Origin of the sequence: Kitasatospora sp. NPDC059408 (genome assembly GCF_042751525.1) — a bacterium.
GTDB lineage: Bacteria > Actinomycetota > Actinomycetes > Streptomycetales > Streptomycetaceae > Kitasatospora.
This window is the reverse complement of record NZ_JBHYWI010000016.1, coordinates 14064-28181: the sequence shown is the minus strand read 5'-3', so window position 1 is coordinate 28181 and position 14118 is coordinate 14064. Positions and strand designations below refer to the sequence as shown.

15 protein-coding genes and 1 riboswitch are annotated in these 14118 nt (G+C 74.0%); of the genes, 7 read left to right on the top strand and 8 right to left on the bottom strand.

The window, feature by feature from the left end; translation table 11 throughout:
* Positions 1-164 precede the first annotated feature (164 nt).
* From ACFXDE_RS13325 to ACFXDE_RS13315, 3 genes are all read left to right on the top strand, one after another.
* On the top strand, positions 165-1565 hold the full coding sequence (locus ACFXDE_RS13325) for an amidase family protein (RefSeq protein WP_380493773.1): 1401 nt from the start codon (positions 165-167) through the stop codon (positions 1563-1565).
* A 61-nt stretch (positions 1566-1626) separates the two neighbouring features.
* On the top strand, positions 1627-2697 hold the full coding sequence (locus ACFXDE_RS13320) for an NB-ARC domain-containing protein (protein WP_380493923.1): 1071 nt from the start codon (positions 1627-1629) through the stop codon (positions 2695-2697).
* Positions 2698-2941: 244 nt separating this feature from the next.
* Positions 2942-4300 carry a serine/threonine-protein kinase gene (locus tag ACFXDE_RS13315; RefSeq protein ID WP_380493771.1) on the top strand — a complete coding sequence of 453 codons (1359 nt, stop codon included), beginning with the start codon at positions 2942-2944 and terminating at the stop codon, positions 4298-4300.
* Between the two features lie 61 nt (positions 4301-4361).
* On the opposite strand, the gene ACFXDE_RS13310 is transcribed toward ACFXDE_RS13315, so the two are convergent.
* The 4 genes from ACFXDE_RS13310 to ACFXDE_RS13295 form a co-directional block, all read right to left on the bottom strand.
* Positions 4362-4853: a hypothetical protein gene (locus ACFXDE_RS13310; protein WP_380446430.1), complete on the bottom strand. Its 492-nt coding sequence runs from the start codon at positions 4851-4853 to the stop codon at positions 4362-4364.
* A 26-nt stretch (positions 4854-4879) separates the two neighbouring features.
* A complete protein-coding gene (locus ACFXDE_RS13305; protein ID WP_380493769.1) occupies positions 4880-5554 on the bottom strand; it encodes a hypothetical protein in 675 nt (224 codons plus the stop codon).
* 5 nt (positions 5555-5559) lie between these two features.
* The gene (locus ACFXDE_RS13300; RefSeq protein ID WP_380493767.1) at positions 5560-5976 is read right to left on the bottom strand and encodes a hypothetical protein; all 417 of its coding nucleotides are present in this window, start codon (positions 5974-5976) and stop codon (positions 5560-5562) included.
* 219 nt (positions 5977-6195) lie between these two features.
* Complete coding sequence (locus tag ACFXDE_RS13295) at positions 6196-6492, bottom strand: hypothetical protein (protein ID WP_380493765.1); 297 nt, start codon at positions 6490-6492, stop codon at positions 6196-6198.
* 113 nt (positions 6493-6605) lie between these two features.
* Positions 6606-6748: riboswitch (SAM riboswitch) on the top strand.
* Between the two features lie 198 nt (positions 6749-6946).
* Between ACFXDE_RS13295 and ACFXDE_RS13290 the strand changes: the two genes are divergently transcribed.
* Complete coding sequence (locus ACFXDE_RS13290; protein ID WP_380493763.1) at positions 6947-7660, top strand: IclR family transcriptional regulator; 714 nt, start codon at positions 6947-6949, stop codon at positions 7658-7660.
* Positions 7661-7729: 69 nt separating this feature from the next.
* On the opposite strand, the gene ACFXDE_RS13285 is transcribed toward ACFXDE_RS13290, so the two are convergent.
* The 3 genes from ACFXDE_RS13285 to ACFXDE_RS13275 all read right to left on the bottom strand — a co-directional run bounded on the left by ACFXDE_RS13285 (position 7730) and on the right by ACFXDE_RS13275 (position 10631).
* A complete protein-coding gene (locus tag ACFXDE_RS13285; RefSeq protein ID WP_380493761.1) occupies positions 7730-8983 on the bottom strand; it encodes a threonine/serine exporter family protein in 1254 nt (417 codons plus the stop codon).
* A gap of 57 nt (positions 8984-9040) precedes the next feature.
* Positions 9041-9547, bottom strand: a complete 507-nt coding sequence (locus tag ACFXDE_RS13280) for a DUF664 domain-containing protein (protein ID WP_380493759.1) — start codon at positions 9545-9547, stop codon at positions 9041-9043.
* A gap of 142 nt (positions 9548-9689) precedes the next feature.
* Positions 9690-10631 carry a TIGR01777 family oxidoreductase gene (locus ACFXDE_RS13275; RefSeq protein ID WP_380493757.1) on the bottom strand — a complete coding sequence of 314 codons (942 nt, stop codon included), beginning with the start codon at positions 10629-10631 and terminating at the stop codon, positions 9690-9692.
* A gap of 154 nt (positions 10632-10785) precedes the next feature.
* On the opposite strand from ACFXDE_RS13275, the gene ACFXDE_RS13270 reads away from it, so the two are divergent.
* Together ACFXDE_RS13270 and ACFXDE_RS13265 are read left to right on the top strand one after the other, a co-directional pair.
* Entirely contained in the window at positions 10786-11433 is a 648-nt protein-coding gene (locus ACFXDE_RS13270) for a PadR family transcriptional regulator (RefSeq protein ID WP_380493755.1), read from the top strand.
* Entirely contained in the window at positions 11430-12905 is a 1476-nt protein-coding gene (locus ACFXDE_RS13265) for an FAD-dependent monooxygenase (protein WP_380493753.1), read from the top strand. The genes ACFXDE_RS13270 and ACFXDE_RS13265 overlap by 4 nt, the downstream gene beginning before the upstream one ends.
* An 83-nt stretch (positions 12906-12988) precedes the next feature.
* Here the strand turns inward: ACFXDE_RS13265 and ACFXDE_RS13260 are convergent, their stop codons facing one another.
* The gene (locus tag ACFXDE_RS13260; protein WP_380493751.1) at positions 12989-13294 is read right to left on the bottom strand and encodes a hypothetical protein; all 306 of its coding nucleotides are present in this window, start codon (positions 13292-13294) and stop codon (positions 12989-12991) included.
* 137 nt (positions 13295-13431) lie between these two features.
* Between ACFXDE_RS13260 and ACFXDE_RS13255 the strand changes: the two genes are divergently transcribed.
* Positions 13432-13932 carry a DUF4265 domain-containing protein gene (locus ACFXDE_RS13255; protein ID WP_380493749.1) on the top strand — a complete coding sequence of 167 codons (501 nt, stop codon included), beginning with the start codon at positions 13432-13434 and terminating at the stop codon, positions 13930-13932.
* Positions 13933-14118 lie beyond the last annotated feature (186 nt).

Here is a 14118-nt window from a genome sequence, read left to right as displayed (position 1 = left end):
ACCATTTCGGACCGAAAGGCCTCGGTGGAACCAGCGCTCCCCGCGTGCACCGGTGCGCGCCGTGGTACGGAGCGTGCTGAGCCACCGGGTGGTCCCGGGCATGACCGCGGCTTGAGCGGGGTAGCACGGCCTTCGACACGTGCGAGCACGAAGGAGACGACGCCATGGCCGAACCGGGAGCCGCGGGCCGGCGCCGCGCGCACGAGGTCGTGTCCGCCGCGCTCGGCCGGGCCGCCGCCGTCGGGCACCTCAACGCGTTCGTCACCCTGGACGCCGGGAAGGCGCTCGCGGAGGCGGCCCGCCATGACGCGCACGGGAGCCGGGAGCCCTGGTGCCTGGTCGTCAAGGACAACATCCACGTCGCCGGCCTGCCCAACACCGCGGGCACACCCGCGCTCGCCGGCTTCGTCCCCGGGGCCGACGCGCCCGTCGTCGCGGCGCTGCGTGCCGCGGGGGCGATCGTCCTGGGAAAGGCGAACATGCACGAGCTCTCCCTGGGGGCCACCTCGTGCAACCACACCTTCGGCGCCGTCGGCAACGCCACCGACCCGGCCCTGTTCGCGGGCGGCAGCAGCGGCGGGACGGCGGCCGCGGTGGCCGCGGGGGTCGCCGAGGCCGGGCTCGGCACGGACACCGGCGGTTCCGTCACCATCCCGGCGGCGCTCAACGGCATCTACGGCCTGCGCCCCAGTGCCGGGCGCTACCCCTCGGCGGGTGCCACGCCGCTGTCCACCACCCGGGACACCCCCGGGCTGCTGGCCCGCAGCCTGGACCGGCTCATCGCGCTGGACACCCTCGTCACCGGGGAGAGCGGAATCCCGCGGGACCCGGGCCGCCCGCTCCGGTTCGGCCTGCCGAGGCACGTGTTCACCGAGGACCTGGAGGGCCCGGTCCGCACCGCCTGGGAGGCGGCCGTCGACCGCCTGACGGCGGCGGGAGTGGAGTGGGTCCCGGTGGACACGGCACACCTGGTCGCGTACGACTCCCGGGTCGGGTTCCCGCTCGTCTTCGGCGAGTTCGGCGCCGCGCTCGGCCGCTACCTCGACGGGCACCGCACCGGGCTCACACCCGCCGACGTGCTCGACGCGGTCGCCGACCCGGTCATCGCGGAGACGCTCAAGGCCACCGCACTGCCCACCGCCCCCGGGTACCCGGGCCCCGCCGTCCTGCGCGGCGCGCTTGCGGAGCGGCAGGCGATGCAGGCCGCGTACGACGAACTCGTCACCGCCCACGGCCTGGACGCGCTCCTGAGCCCGACCGTACCGGTGTGCGCCCGGCCGCTGCACCGGTACGAGGAGTCCCTGCCCCTCAACGGCCGTGACGTGCCGACGTTCCCCACCCTGATCCGCAACACCTCGCCGGCGGCCACCGCGGGCCTGCCCTCACTGACGGTCCCGCTCCCGGTCACCGGCTCCGCCCCCGTCGGCGTCCAGCTCATCGGGCGGCGGACGGCCGACCGGGACCTGCTCGCGGTGGCGGCGCGGATCGACGGTCTCCTGCGGCCCGAGGCGGCGGACCCGGCGACCGGGCACGATCCGACCGGTCGTCACGGGGAGGCCCGATGAAGGCCATCCCCGGTCCCACCCGCTCCCGGATGTCGGACCGGGCGCCTACACTCGCCCCGTGATGCGGGAGGAGCGGACGGGCGGGCCGGATCCGGCCGGGGCCGCCGATCTGGCCGAGTTCATCCGGGCGTTGGAACGGCTGCGGCTCTGGGCGGGCGGGCCGTCCCTCCGGACGCTGGCCAAGCGGGTCGGGCCGCTGCTGCGCCCGCCGCAGCCCGTCTCCCACAGCACCGTCGCCGACGTCTTCAAGCCGGACCGCCGCCGGCTCGACCAGGACCTCGTCCTGGCCGTGGTCCGGGCACTCGGCGTGGGGGAGGCCGACGCGGCCCGCTGGCGGGCGGCCTGCACGCGGGTGCACTCCGACGCGCGGGCCGGCGGACCGGTCGGCGTCCTGCGGCAACTGCCCGCCGATCTCGCCACGTTCACCGGTCGCGAGCGCGAACTCGCGGCGCTCATACGTCACTTCGGCAGAGCGTCAGCCGTGGTGTCGACGATCGAGGGCCCGGCCGGGATCGGGAAGACCCAACTCGCCCTGCACGCCGCACACCGCCTCGTCCGCGACGGCCGGTGCGCCGACGTCCAGCTGTACGTCAACCTGCGCGGCAGCGACCCCGAGCACCCACCGGCCGATCCGGACGCCGTACTCGGCATGTTCCTGCGGCAGTTGGAGGTCCCCGCGAAGCACGTCCCGACCGGACCGGCCGAGCGCGCCGCCCTGTTCCGCGAGCGGATGCACGGCAAGCGGGCCGTCGTCGTGCTGGACGACGCCGCCACCACCGGCCAGGTCCGCGCGCTCCTGCCGGCCTCCCCGACGTGCCTGGTGCTGATCACCGGCCGGCACACCATGACCGGCCTGGAGAACGCCGAACCGCACCGACTGGGCGCCTTCACCGAGGAGGAGGCGCTGCTGCTCCTGACCAGAGTGGTGGGCACCGGCCGGGTCGCCGCCGAGCCCGAGGCCGCCGGGCGGATCCTCCGGGCCTGCGGGTACGCCCCCGGAGCGGTGTCGGCCGTCGCGTCCCGCCTGCGGTCGAGACCGGCCTGGCACCTCGCCGACCTGGAACGCCGCCTGTGCCGCCCTTCGACCGGAGACCACCCGCCACGTGTCCACCGGACCGTCGGCACGCCATAGGCGGAAAGGCACCTCCCGCCGCGCGGCGGATCCGCCGGAGGCTGCCCACCCCTCCGGTGACGATCACTCACCCCCAAGCGGTCGATCTTCGGCCGTTCGCCCGCGTCAATCCGGCGTGTACGGCATGATGCAGGGCCAGGGGCCAAAAGGCCGAGAGGGCCAAGGGCCGGCAGCCGGGGAGCGTGGGCGAGTCGGCGGAGGGCCGGACGGTCCTCGACGACGAGGCGGACGAAGCGGGCGGGGCATGATGATGCGGGACCAGCTCCTGGGGGGCCGCTACCGGCTGGTGCGGCAGCTCGGCGAGGGCGGCATGGGGCAGGTGTGGGAGGCGCTGGACGAGACGCTGGGCCGCAGCGTCGCGGTCAAGGTGATCTCCCTGCTCGCGGGTGACGGAAGCCGCGGGGACGAGGCCCGCGCCCGATTCCTGCGCGAGGCACGCATCACCGCCCGACTGCAGGACCCGAACATCGTGACCATCCACGACCTCGGCGAGACCGGCGAGGGGAGCGAACGGGCCCCGTTCCTGGTGATGGAGCTGGTGCGGGGCGAGGGCCTGGACACGATGCTGCGCCGAGGCGCCGTCGCCCTCGCCGACGCGGCCCGATGGGGCGCACTGATCTCGGACGCGCTCGCCGCGGCGCACGCGGCCGGAGTCACGCACCGGGACATCAAGCCGTCCAACGTCCTCATCACGCCGTCGGGCACGGTGAAGGTCCTCGACTTCGGCATCGCGAGGGCGGCCGACCCCTACGCGACCGGGGACCGGCTCACCCGGACCGGGTTCATCGTGGGCACACCCCCCTACATGGCGCCCGAGCAGGCACGCGGCTACCCGGAACCGCGCAGCGACCTGTACGCCCTCGGCTGCCTCCTCTTCGAGATGATCACCGGCCGCCTCCCCTTCCAGGCCCCCGACGCCATGGGACACCTCACGGCACACCTCACCCAGGAGCCGCCCGCACCCAGCTCGGTGTCCACGGGGGTTCCCTCGGCGTGGGACGACCTCGTGCTGAGGCTGCTGGAGAAGGACCCCGACCGGCGGTACGCGAGTGCCGCCGAGGTCTCCCTGGCGCTACGGCACGTCGACGACACCTCCGAACCTGCCGGAAGCCCCGCACCCTCAGGAGGACGGACCGACCGACGCCCCTCCACGGCAGCGACGGCCCCGCTCCCGCCTCCGGCCCCCACCCGCAGAGAGAGCAGCCCCCGTCCACGGCCGGACACCGGATCGACGCGGGCGCTGGACCGCTATGACGTCGCGGCGTGGTCGATCATCCTGGGGCAGGCACTCCTCTCGGTGTGCCTGTGGGTGTTCTTGCTCTTCACGGCCTTCAGGATGGGAATCGGGCTTTCGTCCGTTCTGATCACCTGGATTTACACGGCAGTACTCAAAGCGCGCTCCACCGGTCTGACACGTGTGACGGGGCGCGTGGCCGCGGCAGGCGTCATCGGACAGATCGCAGTGTTCGTGAGCCAGACCTGGGGCCGCCACCTGGCCCTCTCGGAGACGTGGCCCTACTTCACCGTGTTCGTCCTGACCATCGCGGCGTACTGCTACCGCGACATCAAGACCCGACGGGCGGCCCGCGCGATCGCGGCCTGACCCGGGTGTGCGCAAAGGCCGGGGAGTCGAGGACTCCCCGGCCTGCCTGCGAGAGGACCGCCTATGCGGGCGGGGTGCGGAAGATCTTGGTGAAGCTGTCCAGGGTGCCCCCGTTGGCGGTGAAGCCGAGGTAGGCGGCGCCGGTGGCGGCGAGGCCGAGGAGGACGCCGAGGTAGGTGCCGACGTCGGCGCCGGCGTCGATGAAGGCGGACTGGCCGACGGGGATCGACGGGTAGGTGAGCCAGCGCAGCAGGACGATCACGGTGGCGATCAGCGCGAGCACGAGATTGGTGGCGTGGCCCTGGCGGGCGGGCAGACCGCGGCCGATGGCGGGGAGGGCGGCCATGATACCGACGGCCACGAGGGCGACCATCGGGATCCAGGCGCCGGCGCCCACGTCCCAGGCGTTGCCGCTCGCCGCGTACTGGGTGAGGAGGCCCGTGGCGCCCGACTTCTCGGAGACGGTGTACCACGGGAGGAAGCTGTCGATGAACGCGATCACGCCGATGGCGGCGAGCGCTCCGGACTGGACGCTGATCTTGACGGGCTGCACGGGTCCGAACCCTTCTCTGGTGGTGTTCAGTTGAGGCTCTGCGGTCCTTGCCCGGGCACCACTTCGCACGGGCTCTGGTTGCCGTCGGTGAAGGAATCGGGCCCGACGAACCAGCTGCACCACGTGTAGGCCTCGGGCAGGATGAAGGTCTTCGTCTCGCCGCCGCCGGTGCTTCCGCCGCAGGCGTCGGTCCGCACGGTGCCCGTCGTCCACTTCATGACGACCCCGTACAGGGCGTAGGCGGTGGTGCCGGGCGGCACCTGGATGGCGACCTTGGTGTTGGTGGACTTGGACGACGTGCGGGAGACGGACGAGTCGGTCCGGTGCTCGTAGTCGAAGACGGCGTTCGCCTGGCCCTCGGCCGCGGGGACGAAGGCCGAGGCGCCGGTGACGAGCGCGGTGCCCGCCACGGCGACGTGGGCCTTGACCGTCGTGCTCTCCGACTCCTGGATGGAGAGGGTCTGTTCGCGGGTGGTGCTCACCGACCAGGTCTCCGTCGAGCCGGTCTGGTTCTGCGACATCTGGGCGTCGACGACCTCCAGCGCCGTGCCGCCGTCCTTGACGTTCGTGTAGACGTAGGAGGTGTCGCACTTCGGCGGAGGGGCGGCCGCGTGGCCGGAGCTGCCGCAGCCGACGAGGGAGGTGAGGAGCGCGACGGTCACGAGGAGCGGCGCCGCGCTGCGCGCCGGTCGGATCGTCATGGTCCTCACCCGACCTTCAGGGAGAGGGACTTGACCACCACGCCGTTGTAGAGCGCCTGGACCTGGACGCTCCCCGCGATGGCGAGGTCGATCTGCTTGGTGTAGACGTGCCGGCCCTGGGCGACCGTGACCGGCAGGCTGCGTGCCTCGGGTTCGGACTGCCCGCCGCGGACCAGGTCGAGTTGTACCGTCCCGCCCGCGCCGCCCGCGTCGGTGATGAAGGCCACGTAGGCGGTCTGGCCGACCGGGAACGTGGTCGAGGCCCCGGTGATCCGCTGCTGCCCGGTGTCGAACCCGGTACCGGTCACGAGGTCCTGCACGCCGTCGTGGGCCTGGCTCGTGCCGGAGGAGCAGGCCGCGGCGGCGCACAGCGCCACGGCGACCACCCCCGACCGCACGACCGGACCCTGGCGACCGTTCATGTGCTCGCCCTCCGCTCGGGGACGGTCGAGAAGGGGACCGTCGGTAAAACGGTAGAGCTCCGGTCGCGGCTCGGTGAGGGATATGCGAAGTCGTGGCACTGCCGCTTCGAAACCGTGACAGATGTCCGGATCCGCGACGCGAGCGCCCCGATTCGGAACGGAGGTTTCGGTGATCTTCCTTGAGTAGAACAGAATGTGACGGACGGTCAGGCGGACGCTCTACGGGGCGGCCGTGCCACCCTCGCCCAGGACGGGCGCCACGAGCCGGTGGAGGTCGGCGGCCTGCGGGGCGGGGACGTGGGTGGCCAGGGCCTCGGCGATGGACGCGGCCCACTGCGCGCGGGTGATCCGCCCGAGCAGCAGCGGGAGGTCGCGCTCGGGGGCGAAGGCGATCTCCGTCGTCGTGCCCGGGGCGAGGCCGGTGGCCCGTTCGAGCCGCGTCACCTCGTCGCCGTCGTAGAAGCGGATGACGCCGTCCAGGTCGCAGAGCAGGGCGTCGAACGCGAGGTCGGTCATGGCTGGCGATCATGCCAGAGCCCCGCCGACCGGGCCCGGCGGGAGCCGTGCTCCCACGAAGGAGGAGGGGGGAGTTTGGCGGGCGGGGCGGGGAGTCTTGTATCGTTCCTCGCGAATCATCCAGAGGGGTGGAGGGACCGGCCCTACGAAGCCCCGGCAACTCCCCGTTCGACCCGGCGTCCGAAGTACGCGCCGTGCCGTCCGGGATCAGTGCCAACTCCGGCCTGTCGCCAACGTGGCGCGGGAAAGATGAGGAGACACGGTGCTCTCTGTGCTGTCCTTCGCCCGGGCGCTTCCCGCCCCGGCCCTTCCGCGTACCCGTCTCGTGCCCGGCGCAGGCATCCGGCCGACTTCTCCGGCCCGTTCTCGCTGACCACCCCCGCGCTCCCCGCGGGGAGCCCCCGCGTGCCGAACCCACCCGTCGGCCGCGGATTCGAGACTGGAGTACCCATCCATGGAGCTCACGAGCGGCGTCGGCGTGCTCGACAAGGCCACCGCGATCCTCGCCACCCTGGAGTCCGGGCCCGTCACCCTGGCCGGACTCGCCGCCGCCACCGGCCTGGCACGCCCCACCGCCCACCGGCTGGCCGTCGCGCTGGAACACCACCGGCTGGTCACCAGGGACCTCCAGGGCCGGTTCGTCCTCGGCCCCCGGCTCGCCGAGCTGTCGGCGGCGGCGGGGGAGGACCGGCTGCTGGCCGCCGCCGGGTCGGTGCTCGTGCACCTGCGCGACGTCACCGGCGAGAGCGCCCAGCTGTACCGCCGTCAGGGCGAGGTCCGGATCTGCGTGGCCGTCGCGGAGCGGCTCTCCGGTCTGCGCGACACGGTGCCGGTGGGGGTCACGCTCCCGATGAAGGTCGGCGCCGCCGCCCAGATCCTGCTCGCCTGGGAGGAGCCGGAGCGCCTCCACCGGGGGCTCCAGGGGGCGCGCTTCACGGCCACGGCCCTCAGCGGCGTACGGCGGCGGGGCTGGGCGCAGTCCATCGGCGAGCGCGAGCTCGGGGTCGCGTCCGTGTCGGCGCCGGTGCGCGGGCCGTCCAACCGGGTGGTGGCCGCGGTCACCGTCTCCGGCCCGATCGAACGGCTCACCCGGCATCCGGGCGCGCGCCTGTCCCAGGCCGTCATCGAGGCGGCGAACCACCTCACCGAGGCGCTGCGCCACCCGTGACCGGCCCGGCCCCGGCCCCGGGCCTGAGGCGTCGGCTCAGGCCCGAGGCCCCAGGCCCGGGGCGTCGGCTCAGGTCCGAGGCGCCGGCGTGAGGAGCGCCGGACGGGGAATGCGGCTGATCACCGAGCCGATCAGGGTGCCGATCGACACCCCGAAGACCGCCGAGACGGCCGCCAGCACCGACTGGGCCCCGTTGCCCACCTCGATCTGGGCGGTGTTCAGCAGGCCGAAGGAGCCCGGCACGACGATCCAGAACGCCGGCAGGTAGAGCACCTGCCAGAGCGGGCCGCCCGGCAGCCAGTGCACGAGGGTGGCGGCGACCGCGGCGGAGACCGCCCCGGCCAGGCCGCCGATCGCCGCGCCGTGCTCCGAGCCGATGACGACCTGGACGGTGACGCTCACCGCGATCACCGCGACGATCCACGGAACGGCGCTCGGCGGGGTGTTCACGTTGATCACGACGCCCGCGACGGCGATCGCGAGGCCGAGCCCGATCACCCACCAACTCGGCTTGGCCACCTGCACGTTGGCCAGCGCCGAGGCGGGCATGCCGATCGCGGTGGTGGCGGCGGCCACCCCGGCGAGGAACAGCGCGAGCTGCACCGCGCCGGACACCAGCCGGGCCGTCCCGGCGCTGGCCGAGCCCGCGGCGATCTCCGACAGGCCGGTGACCAGCAGCCCGCCCGGCAGCAGGATCGCCAGCGTGGCGACGATCGTCCGCAGCGGGCCGTCCAGCAGCGAGGCCTGCGCGAGCGCCAGGACGAGCAGCGCGACGAGGAACCCGGCCGTGACGGGCAGCAGCGGCCGCAGGGAGGGCAGGCGCCGGGCGAGCACGGTCAGTCCCGCGACGACCAGCGAGCCGGCCCCGGCCGCCAGCACGTTCGCGGCGGCCGGCTGCAGGAACATGCAGACCCCGACCCCGACCGGCAGCGCCCCGAGGTCCGCCACCCACGTCGGCCAGCGGGCCGGCGCCCGGCGGATCGCGTCCAGCTCGGCGAGCGCCCGCGGCCCGTCGAGCCCGCCGGCGCGCAGCCGGTGCACCAGGTGGAGGACGTCGGCCGTCTGCTCGAAGCGCAGTGCGGCGCCGACGGGCCGGAACGCGGTGGCGTCGTCCGGGCCCAGGGAGACGAACAGCCCGTTGGTCAGGGCGGCGACCTGCACCCCGGGCGCCCCCAGCGCCCGCCCCAGGCCGTGGAGTTCCTCCTCGACGTCGTGGACGGGCAGACCACCGCCCAGGAGGGCGTCGCCCAGTTCGAGCAGGAGGCGGCGGAGCGGGTCGGGCGGGGCGGCGGTGCCCCGGACCGGGGGAGACGTGCGTGACATGGCACGTATCGTCCCATCCCGCCCGATTCGGTCCGACCGTGCCCTTCTTCCGGGCGGTCAGCCCCCGCCCAGGAGCCCGCGTACGTAGGTCGCCTGGCCGACGTGCTGGAGGTCGTCGGAGATCACGCTGACCAGTCGCACCCCCAGGGTGACCGGAGGGTTCCACGACTCGTCGACGACGCGCGCGAGGGACGGGCCGTTGAGCCTGCGCACGAAGTCGACCGTCCGGGCGTGGACGGCCTCGTGGTAGCCCAGCAGCAGCTCGGCGGTGGCGGTGACCTCGGCGACCTGGGCGGGCCGGTGCCCGTAGCCGGTGGCCGCCGCGGCGAACGGGAGGGCGAAGCGCTCCGCCCAGCCGTCCGCGGTCCACACCTGCTCGCGGTCGGCCGCGTCGGCGACGTGGTCGTCCTGGATCCTGGTGAGGTGCCAGACCAGCCAGGCGATCGAGTTGGCCGGATCCCGCACCCGGAACGCGAGCTGCTCGGGGGAGAGGCCGTCGACGACGCCGGCGACCTCCTCCCGGATCCGGCCGAACGCGTCCACGAGGAGATCGGCGCTGGTCACACCCGTCACTGTCGCCTCCCGATCGGGGTCGTCCGGGGCTCGGCCGCCCCGACGAGCATGTTCCGACGAGCATGTCCCGCCGTAGACCTCCCAGCCACTCGGCGGCCCCGGCAGCCCCGGGCGGCCTGGGCACCGGAGGCCGTCACCGCCCGCGCAGCCGCCGCACCAGGTCGCGGGCGGCCTGCGGCCAGTCCGGGTGCTCGAAGGCGAAGCCCGCGTCCAGCAGTCTGGTCGGCACGACGCGGCGGCTCTTCAGCAGCAGCTCGGTCTCCGAGCGCAGCGCGAAGGCGCCGAGCTCGGCCATCCAGCGCGTGGCGGGCAGAGCGAGCGGCATGCCCCAGGCCGCCCGCAGGTCGCGCATGAACTCGCGCTGGGGCAGCGGGTGCGGGGCGGCGAGGTTGACCGGGCCGGCGAGGTCGTCCCGGGTGGCGAGGAACTCGACGGCGCGGACGAAGTCCCGCTCGTGGATCCAGGACACGTACTGCGCGCCGCCCGCGATCGGCCCGCCGGCGCCGAGCCGGGCCAGCCAGGAGAGCGAGTCGAACGCCCCGCCGCGCTCCGGCCCGAGGACGGCGGCCGTGCGCAGCGCGAGGCGGCGGGTGTGCGGGGTGTCGGCCTCGGCCTGGGCGTCCTCCCACGCGCGGGCGATGTCGATGCTGTACCGCCAGGAGGCCGGGGCGTCGGGCTCGGCGCCGCCGATCACGCCGTCGAGTTCGTCGTTGGGCGCGTCGTGGCGGTGGGCGTAGACGGTCGCGGTGCTCATCTGGAGCCAGACGGCGGGCGGGCGGCGGGCGGCGGCGACGGCCCGGCCGACGGCCCGGGTGGAGAGCACCCGGGAGTCCATCATGGCCCGCCGGTTCTCGTCCGTGTAGCGGCAGTTGACGCTGTGCCCGGCGAGGTTGAGCACCACGTCGCTGCCGTCGACCTCGGTCGCCCAGGCTCCGAGGTGCCGACCGTCCCACCAGACCTGACGGGGCCCGGCGGGCCGGCGGCTGAGGACGACGACACGGTGGCCGGCGGCGGTCAGGCGGTGGTCGAGCAGGGTGCCGAGCGCGCCGGAGCCGCCGGGAATGACGATCTTCATGGGTTCCCCCCTCATCTCGGGCTTCGAGCCTAGCGCCTCAATTGAACGCGTTCAAATATCCCGCTTCGCGCGATCGGTGGTTCACATCGGTTAGCCGGATCCGTATAGTCGGATCCGGCTAACCGAGACCGACTAGAGATCGGCGAGTACCTCGATGGCGAAACGAAAGATCTCCAACACGCTGGCGCTGGCCGTGCTGGGCCTGCTGCAGGAACAGCCGATGCACCCGTACGAGATGGCCTCCACCCTGCGGGAACGGCACAAGGACAGCAGCTTCAAGGTCAACTCCGGCTCGCTGTACGACACAGTCGAGTCGCTCGTGCGGCACGGCTGGATCGAGCCGGTCGAGACGGCGCGCGACGGCCGGCGGCCGGAACGCACCGTGTACGCGGTCACCGGCCTGGGCCAGGACGAGTTCGTCCAGTGGATCGACGAACTGCTGCGCACGCCCGTCGCGGAGTACCCGAAGTTCATGGCCGCGGTGTCCTACCTCGGCGCGCTCGGTCCGGACGGGGCGGCGGAGGCGCTCGCCGAACGGGCGGAGCACCTGGCCCGGCGGATCGAGGAGACGGGCACGGTGCTGGCCGACACGGTCGGCTCCGGCGGCGTCCCCCGGCTGTTCATGATCGAGGTCGAGTGCGCGCTGCACGCCTGGGAGGCCGAACTGGCCTGGACGCGGCGGACGGTCGCCGAGATCCGCGACGGCAGCCTCGCCTGGCCCGGGGCCGAACGGGCCGAACGGACCGAGCAGGGCTGGACCTGGTCCGACCCGACGGACGAGAAGGGAACCACCACCCGATGACCGAGGTGCTGATCGTGGGAGCCGGCCCGGCCGGGCTGTTACTCGCGAGCGAACTGCGGCTCGCCGGCGTCGACGCGGTCGTGCTCGAACGCCACCCGCGGCGGCCGGACTATTGCCGCGGCTTCAACCTCAACGCCCGCGCCCTGGACCTGCTGGCCCGGCGCGGCCTCGCCGAACGGCTGATCGCCGAGGGCCGGCAGGTCCCGCACGCCGCGTTCTCCGGCCTGCCCGTGACGCTCACCCTCGCGGGCGCGCACACCGGCCACCCGTACTCGCTGGGCATCCCGCAGACCCGGGTCGAGGAGGTCCTGGAGCAGCATGCCCTCGACCTGGGCGCCGACATCCGGCGCGGACACGAACTGCTCACGCTGGAACAGGACTTCGAGTCCGTCACCGCCACCGTGTCCGCCGACGGAGGCGAGTACCGCATCCGGGCCGCGTACCTGGTCGGGTGCGACGGCGGCCGCAGCACCGTCCGCAAACGGGCCGGCATCGGCTTCCCCGGCACGGCGGCGACCCGCTTCTCCCTCCTCGGCGACGTCGAGCTCGCCGGCCCGCAGGCGCTGCCGTTCGGCGTGACCACCGGCCCCGGCGGCAGCGTGTTCGCGATACCCCGCCCGGGCTACGTGCGGATCATCACCGCCGACCGCCGGCCGCCCGCCGACCAGGACACCCCGGTCACCCTCGACCTGCTGCAGACCGCCGTGGACGAAGCGCTCGGCCGTCACGTCGAACTGCGCGCCCCGCGCTGGCTGACCCGCTTCGGCGACGCCGCCCGGCAGGCGGCCGAGTACGTCCGGGGCAGGACCGTCCTCGCCGGGGACGCCGCGCACATCCACCCGCCGGCCGGGGCGATCGGCGTCAACCTCGCCCTGGACGACGCGTTCAACCTCGGCTGGAAGCTCGCCGCCACCGTCCGCGGCACCGCCCCGGCCCACCTGCTGGACAGCTACCACGCCGAACGCCACGCCGCCGGAGCACACGTGCTGGCGAACACCCGCGCCCAGGTGCTGCTCGGCGAGCTGGGCGCGCCCGGCGACCGGTTCGCCCCGCTCACCGACCTGCTCGCCCGCGTCGCCCGCCACCCCGACGGCAACCGCGCCCTCGCCGAGACGGTCACCGGCCTGGACACCCGCTACGAGACGCGCCCCGACACCGGCCACCCCTGGCTGGGCCGCCTCGCCCCCGACCTCACCCTGACCACCGGCCACGGCCGCACCCGCCTCAGCGAGCTGCTCGCCCCGGGGCGCGGCGTCCTGCTCGACCTGACGGGAGGAACGGACGTCCGCGCGGCGGCCGCAGGATGGGCGGACCGCGTGGACCTCGTCACCGCGACCTGCCCCGACCACCCCGACCTCGACGCCGTCCTCCTGCGCCCGGACGGCCACACCGCCTGGCTGCGCACCGCCGAGGACGACGACGGGACCGACGGGCTCCGGCAGGCGCTCCAGCACTGGTACGGAGCTGCCTGATCGTCGACCGTCGGGGGGCGGTCGCGGTGCCGATGCCGCGACCGCCCCCGCAGGTGGGTCCGTCCGCTACAGCGGTTCGTCGGCTACAGCAGCCCGACCAGGAACCGCACCGCCAGCACGCAGCCGAGCAACAGGAACCCGCCCAGGAGCCAGAGTCCCGCGCCGAACGCGAGGCCGGCCAGACGGTCACCGAGGGTCAGAGGGGCGCCGTCCCACGGCTCCTCCTCCTGGGCGGACACGACGAACAGGACGGTGGCAGCACAGAGGGCGCCCACGGCCGCGCCCGTGTACTGCGGCCGGTCGTCCTGCACGAAGGCGAAAGCGGCCCCGCAGATCAGGAGCAGGAGCCAGGCCCAGGTCCGGAAGCCGCGGAAGTGGAAGCGGTGCATCCGGTGATCCTGCCAGGCGCCGAAGGCCACGCACCAATCGTGTCCCGACACCCTGCCCGACCTTCGGATCGGTGCTCGGGGCCGCGGACCCGATGTCGCGCCGTTCACCCCGCGCGGAGCACGGTCATGATGGTGACGTGACGAACAGCAACGAGAACCACGTGAAGGTCCACTACCCGCTGGACGTGGACGAGAACGGCTGGCCGCCGGTGGGCGTCGAGAGCCTGTGGGCGGAGGACCTCGGCGACGGGACGGTCCGCGTCGCCAACGCCCCGTGGTTCGCACAGGGCGTCGCGAGCGGCGACGTCGTCCGGGTCGAGGTCGACGACGACGGCGTGCGCTGGGCCGAGGAGACCGTCGACGCCTCGGACCACTGCACCGTCCGGCTGATCGTGCTGCAGGACGGCGGCTCGGCCGGGGCCCGGCAGTCCGTGCTGGACGAGTTCCAGCGGCTCGGCGCGACCGGCGAGGGCGTCGAGCGGTTCGGGATGGTCGCGCTGGACGTCCCGCCCTCGGCCGACCTGCCGGGCATCCGCGCCCTGCTGGAGCGCGGCGACGCGGAGGGCCGGTGGGACTGGGAGGAAGGCTGCGTCACCGCCGCCTGGGCCGCGCACGACGGGGCCGCCGCCGACGACTGACAGCGGGGCCGGTCGAGCAGCCGGAGCGCGGACCGTGCTGCGCCCCGACCTCCGAAAGGCCGTGGGGGCCGCGCCCGGGGGGTGGGGCCCCCACCCGCGCAGCGGAAGGGGCGCTGAGAAGCAAAACAACACGATCGCGTAACTAACAAACTGCGCGTCGTTGGTGGACGGCACAAACACCAACAC